This window comes from Saccharopolyspora spinosa NRRL 18395, assembly GCF_000194155.1.
In the GTDB taxonomy this organism is placed as follows: domain Bacteria; phylum Actinomycetota; class Actinomycetes; order Mycobacteriales; family Pseudonocardiaceae; genus Saccharopolyspora; species Saccharopolyspora spinosa.
Genome location: NZ_GL877882.1, coordinates 466,734 through 485,473, shown reverse-complemented (window position 1 = coordinate 485,473; position 18,740 = coordinate 466,734). Strand labels below are relative to the sequence as shown.

The 18,740-nt window shown below is 66.0% G+C and carries 15 protein-coding genes and 1 pseudogene; 15 read left to right on the top strand and 1 reads right to left on the bottom strand.

Translation table 11 applies throughout. The features are described 5' to 3' along the window. Positions 1 to 72: 72 nt before the first annotated feature. A complete protein-coding gene (locus tag SSPN_RS0137810) occupies positions 73 to 1,068 on the bottom strand; it encodes a LysR substrate-binding domain-containing protein (protein WP_158309711.1) in 996 nt (331 codons plus the stop codon). Positions 1,069 to 1,353: 285 nt separating this feature from the next. On the opposite strand from SSPN_RS0137810, the pseudogene SSPN_RS0137805 reads away from it, so the two are divergent. The 15 genes and pseudogenes from SSPN_RS0137805 to SSPN_RS0137735 all read left to right on the top strand — a co-directional run. Beyond that, positions 1,354 to 2,580: pseudogene (locus SSPN_RS0137805) on the top strand (MFS transporter); the annotation flags it as partial. Then, entirely contained in the window at positions 2,577 to 4,685 is a 2,109-nt protein-coding gene (locus SSPN_RS0137800) for an acetate--CoA ligase family protein (RefSeq protein WP_010315254.1), read from the top strand. The pseudogene SSPN_RS0137805 and the gene SSPN_RS0137800, both read left to right, overlap by 4 nt. 80 nt (positions 4,686 to 4,765) lie before the next feature. Beyond that, positions 4,766 to 5,752 (top strand): acyl-CoA dehydrogenase family protein, encoded by a 987-nt coding sequence (locus tag SSPN_RS49725; RefSeq protein WP_010315252.1) that lies wholly within the window; start codon positions 4,766 to 4,768, stop codon positions 5,750 to 5,752. Then, positions 5,749 to 6,876: an acyl-CoA dehydrogenase family protein gene (locus SSPN_RS0137790; RefSeq protein WP_010315250.1), complete on the top strand. Its 1,128-nt coding sequence runs from the start codon at positions 5,749 to 5,751 to the stop codon at positions 6,874 to 6,876. Before SSPN_RS49725 ends, SSPN_RS0137790 begins: the two co-directional genes overlap by 4 nt. Before the next feature lie 670 nt (positions 6,877 to 7,546). Continuing rightward, complete coding sequence (locus SSPN_RS0137785) at positions 7,547 to 8,797, top strand: MFS transporter (RefSeq protein WP_010315248.1); 1,251 nt, start codon at positions 7,547 to 7,549, stop codon at positions 8,795 to 8,797. 51 nt (positions 8,798 to 8,848) lie between these two features. Continuing rightward, positions 8,849 to 9,898: an LLM class flavin-dependent oxidoreductase gene (locus tag SSPN_RS47925; protein WP_010315246.1), complete on the top strand. Its 1,050-nt coding sequence runs from the start codon at positions 8,849 to 8,851 to the stop codon at positions 9,896 to 9,898. A gap of 9 nt (positions 9,899 to 9,907) precedes the next feature. Continuing rightward, entirely contained in the window at positions 9,908 to 10,948 is a 1,041-nt protein-coding gene (locus SSPN_RS47920; RefSeq protein WP_010315243.1) for an amidohydrolase family protein, read from the top strand. Continuing rightward, positions 10,945 to 11,733, top strand: coding sequence for an enoyl-CoA hydratase-related protein (locus SSPN_RS0137770; RefSeq protein ID WP_010315241.1), 789 nt, complete (start codon positions 10,945 to 10,947; stop codon positions 11,731 to 11,733). The genes SSPN_RS47920 and SSPN_RS0137770 overlap by 4 nt, the downstream gene beginning before the upstream one ends. 108 nt (positions 11,734 to 11,841) lie before the next feature. Continuing rightward, positions 11,842 to 12,597: a 3-oxoacyl-ACP reductase FabG gene (gene fabG, locus SSPN_RS0137765; RefSeq protein ID WP_010315239.1), complete on the top strand. Its 756-nt coding sequence runs from the start codon at positions 11,842 to 11,844 to the stop codon at positions 12,595 to 12,597. Next, positions 12,594 to 12,875, top strand: coding sequence for a hotdog family protein (locus SSPN_RS0137760; RefSeq protein ID WP_010315236.1), 282 nt, complete (start codon positions 12,594 to 12,596; stop codon positions 12,873 to 12,875). The genes fabG and SSPN_RS0137760 overlap by 4 nt, the downstream gene beginning before the upstream one ends. Positions 12,876 to 12,981: 106 nt before the next feature. Then, positions 12,982 to 15,612 (top strand): bifunctional FO biosynthesis protein CofGH, encoded by a 2,631-nt coding sequence (locus SSPN_RS0137755; RefSeq protein WP_101377309.1) that lies wholly within the window; start codon positions 12,982 to 12,984, stop codon positions 15,610 to 15,612. Beyond that, positions 15,609 to 16,307, top strand: a complete 699-nt coding sequence (gene cofC, locus SSPN_RS0137750) for a 2-phospho-L-lactate guanylyltransferase (protein ID WP_083822336.1) — start codon at positions 15,609 to 15,611, stop codon at positions 16,305 to 16,307. Before SSPN_RS0137755 ends, cofC begins: the two co-directional genes overlap by 4 nt. Further along, the gene (gene npdG, locus SSPN_RS0137745; protein WP_010315230.1) at positions 16,304 to 16,957 is read left to right on the top strand and encodes an NADPH-dependent F420 reductase; all 654 of its coding nucleotides are present in this window, start codon (positions 16,304 to 16,306) and stop codon (positions 16,955 to 16,957) included. Before cofC ends, npdG begins: the two co-directional genes overlap by 4 nt. A 180-nt stretch (positions 16,958 to 17,137) precedes the next feature. Further along, complete coding sequence (locus SSPN_RS47915) at positions 17,138 to 17,329, top strand: hypothetical protein (protein WP_148272113.1); 192 nt, start codon at positions 17,138 to 17,140, stop codon at positions 17,327 to 17,329. Then, entirely contained in the window at positions 17,326 to 18,360 is a 1,035-nt protein-coding gene (locus tag SSPN_RS0137735) for a tyrosine-type recombinase/integrase (RefSeq protein WP_010315226.1), read from the top strand. Before SSPN_RS47915 ends, SSPN_RS0137735 begins: the two co-directional genes overlap by 4 nt. The last annotated feature ends 380 nt before the right edge of the window (positions 18,361 to 18,740 follow it).

Here is an 18,740-nt window from a genome sequence, read left to right as displayed (position 1 = left end):
GTGACGTCCAACACCAAAATCCGATAAGACTATTCAGCAATCACTACATAATGTCCCTGCCGCCACCGAGCGCTACGTCACGAAATCCGCGCAGACCTCGTCGAGCATCCCGATCAACGTCAGGAGGACCGGGTTGCGGTCGTCGCCGCGCCACGCGAGCGCCAGCGGCAGCGGCGGCATGTCGACGATCGGCACCAGCACGACGCCGGGCACCTTCAGGTGGGACGCGGACACCGGCACAAGACCGATCCCGGTGCCGATCGCGACCATCAGGATGATCGTGTGTGTGTCAGGGGCCTCTTGCACGATGTTCGGGCTGGAACCGTGCTCAAGGAAAGCACTGTGAATCCGGGTGACCGTGCCGGCACCGCGATTGCTCGGGTAGCCGACGATCGGCTCCGCGAGAAGATCACGAATGCGGACCTGGCGCCTGCGTGCGAGGCGGTGATCCTCCGGCAGGGCCGCGGCCATGCCATGCTCGGTGATCTTCCGGACGACGATGCCCGTGCCAGGCACCGGCAGCCGGACGAGGCAGGCGTCGATCTCGTCACGGTCGAGCTGCCCGATCAGTTCACCGCCGAATGCGGGGCCGGAGATCTCCAACCTGATATGCGGGCACTGCGCACGAAACCTGCTCGCCATGAGGACGAGAACCTCGTAAAAGGTCGGCCCGCTCACGCCGAGCCGGAGCACGCCGGTCTCCCCCGCGGCCGCCAACCGCGCCGCATGTGGTGCTTCCTTGACCGCATCGACAGCGCGTCGCGCTTCGTGGAGGAACGCCGAGCCAGCGGCCGTGAGGTTCACCTGCCGGGTCGTGCGGTGCAGCAGCTGGGTGCCGACCTCGCGCTCCAGACGCTTGATCTGCTGCGACAGCGGGGCCTGGGCCATCTTCAACCGCTCGGCTGCGCGGCGAAAGCTCAGCTCCTCGGCCACCGCGATGAACGCCTGGATGTGCCGGAGTTCCATACCAGCCTCCTCGCCCGCCACGATCATTATGTAGCGCCGAAAATATAATTGTAGTCGATTTTGGTGTTGGACAGTAGATGATCGCCGCCATACCGTGGTCACCGGAGACGGCGCGATCCGACCGGCGCGAACATCTGATGTCGAGACGCACCGGAAACAGGACGCTCGCCGACAACGCCCGCAGTCGAGGGGGTCTGCCATGTTGTTCATTCAATAGAACCGCGAAAGAAGATTCCGGCCCATGCCAAATCAATCGACGCCGTTCCGGAAATACAGGTTTCCCGACCATAAAGTCGATTCGATATCACTGCAGTGAGGTGCCCATGTTGTCTGGCGCGACCGTGAAGTCGAGCAGGCTGCTCAACGCGCGCATCGACCGGCTTCCGCGGTGGGTGCAACGGACTTGCGCTGCCGACAGCGAAACCCGCACTTCACATGTCACAGGGCCAAACGGCGGTGCCTGCGAGCCTGAATCTCGCCGGTTACGTTCTCGGCGCCTACCTCGGCGTGCTGGCGGACCGGATAGGCCGACGGCGGGCGTTGATCATAGCGATCCTGATCCAGGGCCCTGCCTCGTTACTGACCGGTTTGTCGTGGGACGTCGCGTCATTCACCATCTTCCGCGCCCTCACCGGGATCGGCACCGGCGCTCTCCTAGCGATCGTCGTAACCTACATCGCCGAACTCGCGCCGGGCGCCAAACGCGGGCGATACACCCAATACGCGATCGTGTTCGCCGGCGTCTCGCATGCGGTGACCGGCCTGGTGGGAGCGGGCTTGGTCGCACTGTCTCCTGGTTACGGGTGGCGCGCACTTTTCGCGGTCGGCGCCATGATCCTCTTGCTCCTGCCGGTGATGGCCGTACTCCGGCTGCCGGAATCGCCTCGATGGCTGGTGCTACGCGGCCGAGGCGCCGAGGCCGACGTGATCGTGTCGAGGTGGGAACACAGCCTTGGGCGCGACCATCTGCTTCCCGTACCGGAGCCCGCTCCGTCCGAACCCGCCTCGGACGCTATGCCGGTACGTCAGCTGTTGCGCCGACCGTATCTGGGGCGTCTCGTCGTGGTCCTGGCGTACTGGCTGATCTGGTACCTGTGGGTGTACGGCTTCCTCGGCTTCAGCAGCCTGCTCTTCGTGGACATGGGACATGCGCCCACAGCGAGTGTCCTGTACGTGGCGCTGGGCGAGTTGGGTGCGCTTGCCTCCACCGCCCTGCCCCTGTTCCTGGTCGACCGTGTGGAACGAAAGTACCTGATCACCGCGATGCTGGTGATGGGCGGAAGCGGGCTGCTGGTCATCGCAACAAGTTCCGGCGCCACCGGGCTCATCGTCGGGTCGCTGATCACCATCGCCGTAACGTCGGGCGGGTCTCTCGCGTTCGGCTACACCGCCGAGATCTTCCCCACTCAGGCACGAGCGAGCGGAATGGCCGTCGCCGACGGATTCGGCCACCTCAGCGGCGTGGTCGCGCCCATGCTCGTTGTAGGGCTCGTGGGCACTGTATCCGCGCGCGGCATATTCGGAATCTGGGCCGCTCTGGCATTCGCAGGCGGGCTGCTCATTCTCGCCGCCGGACGCCGAACACAAGGCACACTAACGGAGGTCGCACGATGACTGTCAGGACGCCATCCACCCGGGACGGACTGGACGCGCTCCTCGATCCCCGAAGTATCGCGGTGCTGGGTGCCTCCGCCGATCCGGCGAAGGTCGGCGGAATGCCCTTACGGTTCCTCCGCGAGGTCGGCTACCCCGGCCGACTCTTCGGCGTCAACCCGCGCCGACCGGCCATCGACGGTGCGACGGTGGTCTCTTCACTGTCCGAAATCGACGAACCGGTCGACCTCGCGGTCATCGCACTTCCCGCGGAACGCGCGGTGACCGAAGTCGAGAACTGCGCCAACGCCGGCGTCCCGGCGGCCGTTGTCCTGTCCAGCGGCTTCGCCGAGGTCGGTCCCGTCGGCGTTGAGCTCCAACACCGGCTGCGCGACATCGTGGACCGGACGGGGATCCGGGTCTGCGGACCGAACTGCGCCGGAGTGATGAACGTGCACTCCCGCATGACCGCCACCTTCGGTTCACACCTGGCGGCCGACACCACGCTGATACCGGGATCGATCGCGATCGTCAGCCAAAGCGGAGCAGTCGGCGCGTACACGTTCACACTCGCCCGCCGTCGCGGAATCGGGCTAAGCCAGTGGATCACGACCGGCAACGAGGCCGACCTACAGATCGCAGACTTCGTCGCCGCGATCGCCGACGACCCGCGGACCACGGTCATCGCCCTGTATCTGGAGCAGATCAGGGATCCGGAAGCACTGATCCAGGCGACGGCCAAAGCCCGGGCCGCGGGCAAGCGGCTGGTCGGGATCCTCAGCGGACGGACCGAAGCGGCCGAACACGCACTTCGCTCGCACACCGCCGCCCTGGCGGGCGACCGGCAGGTGACGGCCGCCGCCCTTGAGGCGATGGGGGTCGTGCTGGTCGAGCGGATCGACGAACTGCTCGACACCGCGATCGGCCTGGCCACAGCCAAGACGCCCACGACAGACGGCGTCGGGCTGGTCACGATCTCGGGCGCTGCCGGTGTCATGATGGTCGACCGCTGTACCGAGCTGGGCCTGTGTGTTCCGGCTCTTCCGGACGCTGCTCAGCGTCGGCTCAAGCATCTTGTGCCCTATGCGGCGACGACAAATCCCGTCGATATCACCGGCAGTATCAGCAGCCATCCCGAGCTCTTCGGCGCCGCGGTGGAAGAACTCCTGCAGCACCAGGAGATCGGGAGCATCGTGTGCTTCGTCGGACATGTCGGCCTGTCGCCGCATGTCGGGAAGATCCTGCGCGACACGGCCGCACGGCTCAGCCGGGACACCGCCAAGCCCATCTGGCTGGTCGGGTTGTTCGACCACGACCCGGCCGCGAGCGGTAGCCACACCGTCCCCGTCGTCACCGAACCTGCGGCAGCGGTGAACTCTCTCGCTGCCACACGACGCGCCGGACGTTCGTTACCAGCGATCGAACCGGCTCGTGTGGTGATGGCTCCGTCAACTTCAGGGCCGCGACCGACCTTTCTGTCCGAAGTGGAGTCGCAGCGGATGCTGCCGGGGGTGCGGTTCCCTCGACAGGAAGTGGTCACGACGCCGGCGGCCGCACGAGACGCCGCTGCACGCCTGGGTGGTCATGTCGTGCTCAAGGTCATCGCCCGTACGCTGCCGCACAAGTCGGACATCGACGGCGTACGCGTGGGTGTGTCGGAGGATCACGCGCCGGAGGCGTTCGCTGAGATCATGGCCGCAGTGCGGCGGAACGCCCCCGGAACCACGATCGACGGCATCCTCGTCCAGGAGATGGCCGACGGCTTCCCGGTCATCGTGGGCGCGCGAGTGGACGACGCGTTCGGCCCCATGGTCGTGGTCAGCCAGGGCGGCCTGTTCACCGAGGTACTCGGCACACCTGCGATCGGCATCGCCCCCGCCGGGCCGGAAGCCGTCGAGAACATGCTGGAGCAGGCAGGAATCGCCGCAGTCCTCCGGCATCCGCGCGGGCGCTCCTTCGACGGCGCCGCGCTCCGGGAAACCATCGGCGCCGTGTCCCGCTCGATCTGGGCACACCGCGCGACGGTCGCGAGCATCGAGCTCAACCCGGTACTTGTGAGCGCCGATGGCGCGATCGCGGTGGACGCCCTGGTGGAGAAGAGATCGGCCACAAGTGGAACGGACTGACGGCAGCTACCCGTACGCCACCCACTAGGGCGACGACTGTCCGCTCAGCGCACATCACACAGCACATCATCGAGGTGACAATGGACTTCCGGTTCGACGCGGACGAGCGTGGCCTGCTCGACCAGGCCTCGCTGGCTTTCCGGAAATGGCTTCCCCGGCAACGCCTGCTCGACCCCAGCCCCACCGACGACGCATGGCGTGCAGTCGCGGCGGACGGCTGGCTGCACGCCGGCCTACCCCAGGACGACGGCACCGAGCACCTGCCGCTACCGATGGTGTGCGGGATCGGCCGTGAGGCGGGGAAAGTACTGGCTGGAGAAGGATTCGTCGCCAATGCAGTCCTCCTACCCGGCCTCACCGGTGAACGAGACCCCGACCATTTCGTGCCCGGGTTCCTCGTCGCCGACGGCCGGCGAGCGTCGCTGTACGGTTCGGCATCGGCGGCGACCCCGTGGTGTTTCGGCGTCGAGCCGGGCCTCGCCGCCGTAGTCGTGGAGGATTCGGGGGACATCGGCCGATGGCCGTCAGGCGCCTGGGACTGGGTGCCGACGGCACGTCTCGCGCTCGGCGTCGGCACCGTCCGGCCGGCCTCCGCACCCGAGACGATTCCGGTGAACGCGACGACCGACCACGATGAGCTGCTGCGCACTGCCCGCGCCGTTCACGCCGCCACGCTGGTCGGTCTCGGTGAACAGGCATGGGAGGATGCGGTCGAGTACGCGGGCCAGCGGCAGCAGTTCGGCAGCTTGATCGGCCGGTTCCAAAGCGTCAAGCATCTGCTGGCCGACTCCGCCGTCGCACTCGAGATCGCCTGGAACGCCGTCATCTACGCGGCTCTGCGGCCTGACACCGTGAACACCATCACCGCGCATCTTCAGGCGAAGCGAGCAGCCGACCTCGCCGTGCGGACGGCCGTTCAAGTCTTCGGAGGCATCGCCATGACCTGGGAACACTCAGCCCACCTATTCCTGAAAAGTGCGCAAGCGGCCAAGTACCGCTTCGGGGCGCCCGAGGATCACGCACTGTTCCTGGCTGGACAGCTGCTCAGGGAAGGAGCACCTCGGTGAATCTGGACGAAACCCCTGAGGAAGCCGGGTTCCGCACCACGGTCCGGTCCTGGCTGGCCGACAACATCACGCCCAACCTGCCCACCGAACCCAGTTTCGCCGACCGGCTCGCCGCGGACCGGAAGCTGGGAGCGGCAGGCTATATCGGCTACACATGGCCCGCAGAATTCGGTGGCGGCGGCGCCGGGCCGGTATATGCGTCGATTCTTGACGAGGAGTGCGCCCGCGTAGGCATCCCCCGCTCGCTCGCCCCGTCACGCTTCGGAGCCGACCTGCTCGCCCCCGCCCTGATCGCGCACGGTAGTCTCGAGCAGCTCGCCGAGTTCCTGCCACGGACCCGGCGTGCGGACATCGTGTGGTGTCAGGGCTTCTCCGAGCCCGAGGCAGGCTCCGACCTGGCGAACGTACAGTCGCGTTTGGACGATGCGGGCGACCATTTCCGTCTCAGCGGAGCCAAGATCTGGACCACACAGGCACACGAGGCCCAATGGTGTTTCGCCCTGGTGCGATCCAGCCGAGATGCCCCACGCCATCACAACCTGGCATTCGTCCTCTTCGATATGCAGCAGCCCGGGGTGACCATCCGGCCGTTGCGGCGGTTGACCGGGGACGCGGAGTTCAACGAACTGTTCTTCGATCAGGTTCGGGTCGAGCGCCGCCATGTCGTCGGCGGACTGCACGACGGCTGGAAGGTCGCGATGACCACCATGGGTGCTGAGCGGTCATACGGCCAGCTGAGCCGTTATCGCGCCTACGCCGAGCAGTTGACTGCGATCGCCGCGATGGTGCGCCAGTACAGGGGAGAGCGTCGGCGAGTGTGGGAGGTCGAGCTCGGCATGCTGGCCGCCGACCTCACCGGAATCCGCGATTCCTCGTACAAGATCACGTCTCTCGCTGCGGCGGGCGAGTCTGTCGGCGTCCTTCCCTCCGTCACCAAACTGTGGTGGAGCACGACACACCAGCGTCTCATGGACCTCGGGCACGAAGTGGCGGTCGAAACCGGTGGTGATCTGGACTTCTGGCTCACCGAATGGCTGCGTTCCCGGGCCGAGTCGATCTACGCCGGCACCTCGCAAGTGCAGCGCAACATCATCGGTGAGCGCATGCTCGGCCTACCGAGGTAGCGTCGCGCGATCGCCGGTCCGGATCCCCGTTCCGCCATCGTTGAACGAGGAGTGACCAGTGTCCGGTGATCTCACCACGGGGTCACGACATCCCCAGCGGTACCTCGCCGCGGGCTCGTCGTCTACCCGAACGTCCCTGCGCCACAGGTAGTGGAACGCGCCCGGTCGGGCGGCGTGCTCGGCTACTCCAACATGTGTTTCGGCGACTCGCAGAACAGCTCCCGAGCGTTGCGGGCAAAAGCGCGGGACCGTCCTGTCAGGTCCATCAAGCAGCGGGCACTATGTAGCGCAGGCGTATCAACCATATGCGATTTTGGTGTTGGACGGACAGTGTCCGAGGTCATAGCCTTAGCTAATCGAACACCGCACATATTCGATACGCCTCACGGCACAAGCCAGTCGGCACACGCACAAAAACATCGAACCGCCCCGGAGGAAATCCGCGGGTCTCACGTCAGAACGTCATCCACGGTGCCTGCCGTCTGCACGAAAAAGCGCACGCGGAATGGGAGCCTTCGCAAGTAAATGATGCTCTGACGCGCAAAGCCGCGTGCGTTGCGCATCGCGTTCGAACTTCCAACGACGCAAGGACGACACAGTGACTCTACGAGAATCGGACGCCGGTGGCATTGTCCCCCCTGCCGGGCTCACGGCGGCTCAAGCACGGCGCGTGGCGTTGGGCTCCGCCGCAGGCACGGCGGTCGAGTACTACGACTTCACCGTCTACGGCCTGCTCTCAGTCAGCCTATCCACCCACTTTTTCCATTCCGATGATCCGCTCGCTGCGCTGCTGTCCACCTTCGCGATCTTCGGGGTCGCGTTCGTTCTCCGCCCGATCGGCGGTATGGTCTTCGGTCACCTCGGCGACACTTTGGGGCGCCGACGCGTCCTGACTGCGACAATCCTCCTGATGACCGGCAGCACCGCCGTCATCGGCGTCCTGCCCACATACCCCGAAATCGGGCTCGCAGCGCCCATTCTGCTGCTGCTCGCCCGCGTGGCTCAGGGCCTTTCGGCGGGAGGCGAGACCAGCGGCGCCGGCGTGTACGCAGCGGAGAGCGCCCCTGCGAAGCGCCGAGCATTCTACGCCAGCGGCATCTCCGGCGGGGCACTTTTCGGCGCGCTGATCGCATCGGTTCTCATCGTTGGACTCAGCTCTGTGCTGCCCGCAGCGGAGATGAACACCTGGGGATGGCGCATCCCATTCCTGATCAGCTTGCCCATCGGACTCATCGGGTTCTGGATTCGCCGACGATTGGAGGAGTCGCCGCAGTTCACTGGGCTCGCGGAGCAGGGCAGCGTGGCGAACGCTCCCCTACTTACGGCCGTACGAGAGCACCGCCGGACAATCCTCGTAGCCACATGCTTGACGCTGTTTCCGATGGCGGGTTACTACCTGATCTACATCTACATGCCGACCTATCTGACCAAGGTCGCTGGCTTCGACGCCAGGGTCGGGTTCTGGTCCTCCACCGTCGCTCTCCTGGCGGCCTGCGTGGCGACCCCGATGTTCGCGACGCTGTCCGACCGGACGGGGCGCAAACCGATGCTCATTGTCAGTGGGATCGCGATGTGCGCCCTCATCATTCCGGCGCTCATGGTGATGAACTCCCATACAGTTGGTTTGGCAATCCTCTCCCACGTCGTGATCGCCGTGCCGCATGCGGCCGCACAGTCAGTCCTGCTTGTGACCATCGCCGAACAGTTCCCGACCGTCGTTCGCAGCTCCGGGCTGAGTCTGGGTTACAACGTCGCCGCAGCGGTAGCCGGAGGTAGTGCCCCCTTCGCAGCGACCTGGCTGGTCGCTCACACCGGGAACACAATGTCCCCCGCCTGGTTCGTGATCATCATGGCGGTACTCACGCTCGCCGCCGCAGTCAGTTTACGAGAGACCACTGGCCGACAGCTCCAGGAAGCCTGAGCCGGTCGTCCGCCCTAGTCGCTGATCCCCCACGCACAAGGAGTGGCCACCGTGTCGGAAGAAAACCGAACATCCGCAAACACGACACCCGGGACACTCCCTCGGCGCGGCCTTGTCATTTACCCGAACACCAACGCTTCCGAGGTCGTCGAGCTTGCACAGGCCGCAGACACACCCGGGTACTCCAACGTGTGGTTCGGCGACTCACAGAACAACTGGCGCGAGGTCACCTCGTTGATGGGCGCAACCGCGGTCGGCACGAAAAATGTAGTGATCGGCACCGGCGTCACAAACACGGTCACCCGGCACCCGGCAGTCTTCGCGTCGATGTGGGCGACCGTGGCGGAGTTGTCAGGCGGCCGTGCCGCGGTCGGTATCGGGACCGGCTTCACGGCACTGGGCACTATCGGCCGCAAACCCGTTTCGCTGAAAACGTTGGAGGCCAGCGTCAAAGCTTTCGGCGACCTCACCCAAGGCAGATCGGTTGTCGAGGACACCACCGGAACGGAATACCGTCTGGCCTACCTCACCGACCGGCCGCTGAGAATTCCCGTTTACGTCGCTGCGTCCGGTCCAGCGGCGCTGCGGCTGGCCGGTCGCATCGCAGACGGAGTCATCCTGCTGGTCGGCACGGCTTCGGAGTGCATCACCGAGGCCCTGGGTTACGTCCGCGAGGGAGCCGAGCAAGCCGGCCGGACACTCGCGGACATCGACGTCGTGCTGTGGGCCCAACTCGCTATAGCCGAGGACCCGGCCCAGGCACGGGACCGTGTTCGCGGCCCAGTGGCGCGGATGGTGATGCGGTGGCTTCCGATGGAGCTTCCTGCACGGGTCGTCCCGGCAATCGAGCACCTGCGCACATTCGCGTCGGAGTACGAAGGCAGCTACTACGGCCACCTGGTGGCCAAGCCCGAACATTCCAAGCAGGTTCCAGATGAAGTCGTCGATTCATTCGCATTAGCGGGCACCCCAGACGAGGTCACCCGCCGCCTGCCCGAGTTAGCCGCAGCCGGCGTCAACCAGATCGCCGCTACACCCGCCTACGGGACGTCCTGGGCACGCCAGTTCGACGCCGTGCGGGCTTTCGCGCCCAACGGCTAGAGGAACGCCATGACCACCGATCCCAGCCCCACACACGCTGAAACAGCGCGGGAACCGGCACTGCCGATCATCGACCCACACCACCACCTGTGGTCACATCCTGTGGTCAACTACCTCCCACAGGAGCACTATCTCATCGACGAACTGCTCACCGACACGACCGCAGGTCACAACGTCGTGGGCACGGTCTATGTCGAGTGCTCGTCCAACTACCGCCGGACCGGGCCCGAGGCCCTGCGACCGGTCGGAGAGACGGAATGGGTGATCGCGCAACGCCGACCCGGCCGGTGTGAACTCACCGGCATCGTCGGATACGCCGACCCTCAGCTCGGCGACCGTATCGGGGAGGTCCTCGACGCCCACCACGGCAGCGCCGGAGACACGTTCCGGGGAATCCGGTGCCGCGCGACCTGGGACCCCAGCCCTGATGTCCCGAGCGCGACTCACAAAGGTCTGCTCCAGGCCCCTGCCACCCAGTGTGCCGTGGCTCAATTATCACGTCGCCAACTCATTTTCGAGGTCTGGGTATATTTCCATCAGCTCGAGGACGTGATCCGGCTGGCCCAGTCCAACCCCAGCCTGCTGATCGTGGTCGACCATCTCGGCAGCCCACTGGCAGGCGGGGTCGTCTACCGCGGGCGCCGCGACAGTGTCCTGCAACGGTGGCGACAGTCCCTCCGGCGCCTCGCCACGCTGGAGAACGTCTACCTCAAGATCGGCGGCATCGGCATCCCACCCGTCATCGAGCCCTTCATGACGGACCGCAGGTGGTCGTCGACCTGGCTCGCAGCCTACTGGGGCCCCGAGATCCGCTTCTGCATCGAATCCTTCGGGCCACACCGGTGCATGTTCGAGAGCAACTTCCCCGTCGACGCCTACCTCTGCGACTACGTCACGGTCTGGAACATCTACAAACGCATCACCGCCGACCTCTCGACCTCCGAGCGCGATGCGCTGTTCTACACAACGGCGCGCACCGTTTACGGCCTCGACCTGCCGACGCGGGGTCCGGATAGGCCAACCCGAACACAGAAAGGAGTCCCACAATGAACCAAGCGGTCACCGTGGAAACGACGGACAAGGTCGCCGAGGTCATCATCAACCGCCCACCCGTGAACGCGATCGCCGCTGAGACCTATGAGGCCATCACGGTCGCCTTCCGCGAACTTTCCAGCCGCACCGACGTCCATGCCGTCATCCTGCGCTCCGCTGGGCGGATTTACTCGGCCGGGGCGGACCTCAAACAGCCCCCGGAGTCGCATAGCGCCGCCGAGACCGGACCCGAACGGCGTCAGCGACTGGCCCGCACGTGCTACGAGGCCATCCTCGATTGCACACTACCGACCATCGCCGCCGTCAGCGGCGCGGCTCTAGGTGCTGGAGCCGTCCTCGCGGCGTGCTGCGACATCCGCCTCGCCGATGACGACGCCAAGATCGGCCTTCCGGAGATCAAGGCGGGCCGCTGTGGCGGCGGCAGCCACCTGATGCGAATTCTCCCCCAAGGACAGTTGCGGCTGATGTACTTCACCGGCGATCCACTCAGCGCTGACGACGCCTACCGTCTCGGGCTGGTTCAACGTGTCTGCCAACCCGATCAACTCCTGGCCGAGGCCCGCGAGTTAGCCGCCCAGATCGCCGGACACAGCCCGCTTGGTCTGCGACTGGCCAAGCAGGCACTGAACGAGGCCGAGAAACATCACGTCAAACCGGGTTATGCCGCCGAACAGGTCTACACGCTGCGACTGGCGGCACACCCCGACGCTGCCGAAGCGGCCCGAGCGACCTTGGAGAAGCGCCCGCCCGTCTGGTCGTGGCCCTCCACCTGCGAGGCATAACCCTGCCTCCAGTGAGAGCCCGCAGTCGCTCCCCGCACCGCCGACGTGTGTGGCCGCAGTGCTAGCGCCCCACAGCATTAACCCACAACTGACAAGGAGCTAACTCATATGACCGTACCCCGTATCGCCGTTGTCTCTGGCGCGGCGCGCGGCATCGGGGCTGGCGTCGCCAAGCGGCTGGCCGCTGACGGCTTCGCCGTGGCCGTTGTCGACCTGGACGAGCCGGCATGCAAGCCCGTCGTCGAAGAGATCGAGGCCACTGGCGGACGAGCCCTGGGTGTAGGCGCCGACGTCTCCGACGATCAGTCAGTGCAGGCCACGGTAAACCGGATCGCCGAAGAGCTCGGCACTCCCACCGTGCTGGTCAACAACGCCGGCATCCTGCGTGACAACCTGCTGTTCAAGATGAGCGCCGGCGACTGGGACGCCGTGATGAATGTGCACCTGCGGGGCTCGTTCCTGATGTCCCGCGCGGTGCAGGGCTACATGACCAAGGCGGGCTGGGGCCGGATCGTGAACCTGTCCAGCACCTCGGCGCTGGGCAACCGGGGCCAGGCCAACTACGCGGCGGCCAAGGCCGGGCTACAGGGCTTCACCAAGACCCTCGCAATCGAGCTGGGCAAGTTCGGAGTCACCGCGAACGCCATTGCCCCCGGCTTTATCGAGACCGAGATGACCAAGGCCACCGCAGAGCGGATCGGCGTGCCGTTCGAGGAGTTCAAAAACACAGCGGCAGCACAAATCCCAGTGGCACGCACTGGCACCCCGGAGGACATCGCGCACGCCGTGTCGTTCTTCGTCAGCGAGGGCGCCGGCTTCGTGTCCGGCCAGGTGCTCTACGTCGCCGGCGGACCGAAGACATGAAGGTCTTCCGCTGCATTGAAGAACTGACCCAAGTGCTTGGCACCCACGTCGGGTACTCCGGCTGGCACACCATCGCCCAGCAGCAGATCGACACCTTCGCCGAGGCCACTAACGACCGCCAGTGGATCCACGTCGAGTACGTGCTGCGGTCAAGCTGCTGTCACCTACGCCCAGCAGCAGTGGTGGTTACCAAGCCAACGTCCAGGGTAACGATCGAACGCGAGGGCGGAGACAAACCGGCGTGCGTGGCCGGAACAGTGAGCGTCCTGATCCCGTGATACCGACAGCCCACATCCTACTCGGCGAGCAAGGCGGCCTCCGGCCGATTCGATGCGTTCGGCACCGGCGGTCGTCCAGTCAAACAAGATCGGCAAGGAGTTCGGCATGAGTTCTAGGCACCTCAAGGAATTCGTGCCGAGCGAGTCGGCGATCCGCCGTGCCTTACGACGTGCACAGGACGGTGTCGCACTCGATCCCGTTGAAGCCGAGACGCTGCTGCACGCCCGCGGTGACCAACTCGATCAGCTGTTCGCCGCGGCTTCGCGCGTCCGCGATGCGGGGCTGGCTGCGGCTGGGCGACCCGGCGTGATCACGTTCTCGCGCAGCGTGTTCGTTCCGCTGACCAAGCTGTGCCGGGATCGGTGCCACTACTGCACGTTCGCCACTGTGCCGGGGCGGGTCCCGGCGCCGTTCCTCAACGAGGACGAGGTGCTGGACGTCGTTCGCCGAGGCGCCGAGCTGGGCTGCACGGAGGTTCTGTTCACCCTCGGAGACCGGCCCGAGGATCGATGGAGCGCCGCGCGTGAGTGGCTCGACGAGGCGGGCTATTCCGACACCCTTTCCTACGTCCGTGCCATGTCGATCAAGGTCCTGGAGGAAACCGGGGTGCTGCCGCACCTCAACCCGGGCGTGCTGACCTGGCAGGACTTCCAGCGACTCAAGCCGGTCTCGGCATCCATGGGAATGATGCTGGAGACCACCGCGACCCGCTTGTGGGCGGAGCCGGGTGGGCCGCACTACGGGTCGCCGGACAAGGAACCGGCCGTCCGGCTGCGCGTGCTGGAGGATGCCGGACGTTCCAACGTCCCGTTCACTACGGGGATTCTGCTCGGCATCGGCGAAACCTTGGCGGAACGCGTGGACTCGTTGTTCGCCATCCGCAAGGTGGCCCGGCAGTACGGCGGTATCCAGGAAGTGATCGTGCAGAACTTCCGTGCCAAGCCGGACACCGCGATGCGCCGTATGCCGGACCTCGAGGCGGAGGAACTGGCCGCGACGGTGGCCGTCGCTCGCCTCGTCCTTGGCCCGAAGATGCGCATCCAAGCCCCGCCGAACCTGATCGCCGGGGAATACGAGCTGCTCCTGCGCGCGGGCATCGACGACTGGGGCGGGGTGTCACCGCTGACGCTCGACCACGTGAACCCCGAACGGCCATGGCCGCAGGAAGAGACCCTGGCCGAGCACACCGCAGCGGCGGGGTTCACGCTGGCCGAGCGGCTGCCGATCTACCCGGAATACGTGCTACGCGGGGAACCGTGGCTGGATCCACGGATCGCTGGGCATGTCACGGCGCTTGCCGACCCGGCTACGGGTCTGGCCGCACCGGGAAGCCTGCCTGCCGGACGGCCGTGGCAGGAGCCGGAGGTCGCACTGGTCTCGTCCGGGCGCACGGATCTGCACGACTCAATCGACACCGAGGGCCGCGCATCGGATCGCCGTGAAGACTTCGACTCTGTGTACGGCGACTGGGAAGTGCTGCGGTCCCAGGTCGCCCCGATACCGTCCAGGACCTCATCCATGCCCGGTGGAGGGCTTCGCCGGAAATTTTCCGCAGCACTGTCCGCTGCCGAGGCCAACCCCGGGAATCTGTCCGATGAGGACAGTCTGATGTTGTTGTCCGCCAACGACGGCCCTGAGATCTCGGCGCTGGCCTCACTCGCAGATGACGTGCGGCAGGATGCGGTCGGCGATGACGTGACCTACGTTGTTACCAGGAATATCAACTTCACCAACGTGTGCTACACAGGCTGCCGATTCTGCGCGTTCGCCCAGCGCCGCACCGACAGCGACGCGTACACACTGTCGCTTGAACAGGTCGGGCAGCGAGCGGTGCAGGCGTGGGAGGTCGGCGCGACCGAGGTCTGCATGCAGGGTGGCATCCACCCCGACCTCCCAGGCACGGCGTACTTCGACATCGCGGCGGAGGTCAAAAAGCACGCACCCGGCCTGCACGTCCACGCGTTCTCCCCGATGGAGGTCGTCAACGGCGCGTCCCGCACGAATTTGTCCATCCGCGAGTGGCTGGCAGCGGCACGCGAAGCCGGGGTGGACTCGATGCCGGGCACGGCGGCGGAGATCCTCGACGATGACGTGCGGTGGGTGCTCACCAAGGGCAAACTCCCGACGGCGTCCTGGATCGAAGTTGTGACCACGGCCCGCGAACTGGACATCCCCACGACCTCGACAATGATGTACGGGCACGTGGACAAGCCCTCGCACTGGGTCGCCCACATCAAGCTGATCCGGGACCTTCAGGCACAGACCGGTGGCTTCACGGAATTCGTGCTCCTGCCGTTCGTGCACACCAACGCTCCGCTCTACCTCGCCGGTATCGCCCGCCCAGGCCCCACACACCTCGAAAACCGGGCGGTGCACGCGCTCGCGCGGTTACTGCTGCACGGCCGCATCAACAACATCCAGACGTCCTGGGTGAAACTCGGTGATCCCGGCGTGATCGATGTGCTCCGCGGTGGCGCGAACGACCTCGGGGGAACGCTGATGGAAGAAACCATCAGCCGCATGGCCGGATCGGACAATGGCAGCTACAAAACGATCGCCGACCTCGAAGCCCTCGCACACGCCGCTGGCCGCCCAGCCCGCCAGCGCACCACCACATACGGCGAAGTCCTCGCAGAACGCATAGCGACAGGCCGCGCGCACGACGGCGTTTGGCGCCCGCACCTGCTTCCGTTGGCCAGCGGTGAACCGGCACTCACGAGAACTCCGAACCGATGAGCCGGATAGAGCACAACGTGGACCTGGTCGTCCCAATCAAGAAGCTGGACCGGGCAAAGTCCCGGCTGCGCGGCGTCGTGCCAGCCGACGAGCACGCCGACCTCGTGCTCGCCTTGCTACTAGACACCGTGACAGCCGCCATCCAAGCCGACGGCGTTCGGCGGGTCCTCGTGGTTTGCGACGACGAGCGGGTTTCGGCGGCGCTGACTGGCACCGGCGTCGAATACACCGACCAACGGGGCTTGCCCGATTTGAACGCCGCATTGACGTTCGGCGCGGCGTATCTGCGCACACCAGATGGCACGGTGGGCGCGCTCCAGGCCGACCTGACCGCGCTGCGCCCCACCGAACTGGCCGCAGCCATTGAGGAAGCCGGCGGCCGACGCGCGTACTGCGCGGACCGGCCGGCCACCGGAACGACGCTGTTACTAGCCGCGCCTGGCGAGCAACTCAACCCTCGTTTCGGCCCGCGCTCCGCCAACGCGCACGCGATCACCGGCGCGGTGCAGGTCGGCCGGTCGCTGGCGTCGCTGCGCTGCGATGTGGATACCGAGGAAGATCTCAGCATGGCCGCCGAACTGGGCCTTGGAAAGTCCACTGTCGGCGTTCGGCCGCCACCTGCACCATCCAGCCACGAACGCGGAAACGCACAAGGTGATCTCCAAACATGCGGTCTAACCGAGGAGGAACATTGACCGACCTGACTGGCCTGACCGTTGGGGTACTTGGCGGCACTGGCCCGCAGGGCAAAGGGCTCGCCCTGCGCTGGGCCAAGGCTGGCATCAAGGTGATCATCGGCTCGCGGAGTGCCGAACGTGCCAAGGCAGCAGCCACCGATCTCGGGGGCAACGCGACCGGCATGGACAACCAGGGCGCGGCCACTAACGCGGACGTCGTGCTCGTCGCCGTGCCATGTGAGGGACACGGCGACCTGCTGACCTCGCTACGTGACCAGCTCACCGGCAAGGTCGTCATCGACTGCGTAAACCCACTCGGCTTCGACAAGCAGGGACCGTTCGCCCTGCCCGTCGTCGAGGGAAGCGCGGCGCAACAAGCGGAAAAACTCCTGCCAGAGTCACGGGTGACCGCCGCGTTCCACCACGTATCGGCCGTGCACCTCACGGACCTGTCGATTACCGAGCTGGACACCGACGTGCTGGTGCTTGGCGACGACCGTGAGGCCACCGACCTCGTCCGCGCGCTCGCCCACGCCGTACCGGGCATCCGGGGCGTGTACGGCGGGCGACTGCGCAACGCCCAGCAAGTTGAGGCGCTCACCGCGAACCTGATCGCCATCAATCGCCGATACAAAGCACATTCAGGGCTCCGCATCACCAACGTGTGAGCCCGCGGTTGCCAAACCTGCAGGGTCGGGTCGAAGCCCGGTGCCGAACGCTCTTCAAGGTGTGCCAAGTTGGCCGAAGGCTGTCGACGTCAGTATTGCGGACTCACTGCATAATCACCTTGTTCCCCTCAGGCACAGCACCGAACTCCGTGGTAATTGGAATCGGCGAGGAATTGTCAATTGTCAAGACCTGTGCCTCTGCCGGTCATCGCCCGGCACCGCGAGCTGCCGATGCGCGGCATCCGCACAGCCGATTCGGTCCTGCTGGTCGCCGACCCACGCCAGGACATGCTGCTGGTCGACCCACTACCCGCTGTAGACGAGGCCCTCGCGCAGCAGCACACCACGGTGTGGGGCGGCGAACCCGCATGACCGAGAACACGATCACACCCGGAGCCGGCCCAGAGGAAATCGAAGCGGCCCGGGTACTACTCGCCCGCCTCGGCGTCTGCCCCGACGACCTCGTCAACACCCCATCCACGCGACCACCCGCTCCGACCTTCACCGAATACATCCCCCAGGTCTCCGACGCCGTCAGCACCGGAACCCGACGCGTGTACAGCACCTACTGGAAACGCGTAGCGACCGAATGGGGCGACCGGCGACTGAACGAACCGACACCGCTGGAGATCAAGCAGCTCGCCGAGAAGATCCGCAGCCAGGTGGTCGTCCGCCGCAACGCCCGCGGCGGACGCGGCGCCGCCGAACACCTCATCGCCGCCTTGCGCTGCCTCTACAACCACGCCGTCGACGACGGTGTGATCAGCGAGGCCGACAACCCCGCGAAGAAAGCACCCAAACCACGCCGCCTGCCCAGCACACGCCGTGGCCTGCCGGACTCCCGGCTGGAGGAAATCAACCACGTCGCCGCCACCACCGGCAACGACCCCGTACTGGACACCCTCATCCTCCGGCTACACACCGAAACAGCCTGCCGCCGGGGAGGAGCACTCGCCCTCACACCCCGAGACCTCGACCCCGACCAATGCCTGATCCTGCTCCACGAAAAAGGAGGCACCGTCCGCTGGCAGCCCGTCTCCCCCACCCTCATGACCCACCTCCGCGACCACACCGAACAACGCGGCGCAGCCGCATCAGGCGGACAACTCCTCCGCTACACCAACGGAGACCCCATCACCACCCGACGCTACGACCACCTCTTTACCCGACTCGGCAACCATCTCCCCTGGGTCGCCACCCAGCAGATCAGCATCCACTGGCTTCGCCACACCACGCTGACCTGGGTCGAACGTAACTTCGGCTACGCCGTGGCCCGGGCCTTCGCCGGCCACACCAACAACAACGGCGACTCCGCAACCACCACCTACACCCGAGCCAGCATCCACGAAATCGCCAGCGCACTCACCGCACTCACCGGCGAACCCCACCCACTAACAACCTAAAACCCGAATACCCGACAAACACCCAACGCCAGAGGCCCGGCACCATCCGGGCCTCTCCCACCGATACTTGTGGTGGGCAAATCGACCATGATCCCCATCGTTACAACGGTACGGTCGAGGATCTGGGCATCGCCGAAAGGGCTGCCGTAAGCGTGATGATCAAGTCGACCGAGGTGTCGCTGGCGACCGGGCCGCTGCGCGCTCCACCGCGCGGCGCGGTCTCGTCGATGGCGTGCAGGGCGACCGTCGAGTGTGCATCGGGACCGATGGCCGCTCTGCCCACGAGGCCGGGAACTGCTGCGCCGGCAACGCGCCGAGGCGCTGATTCGCCGCGGGTTGCATGAGTCCGGAACCCCGTACACCGACGTGGTCGACGCGGT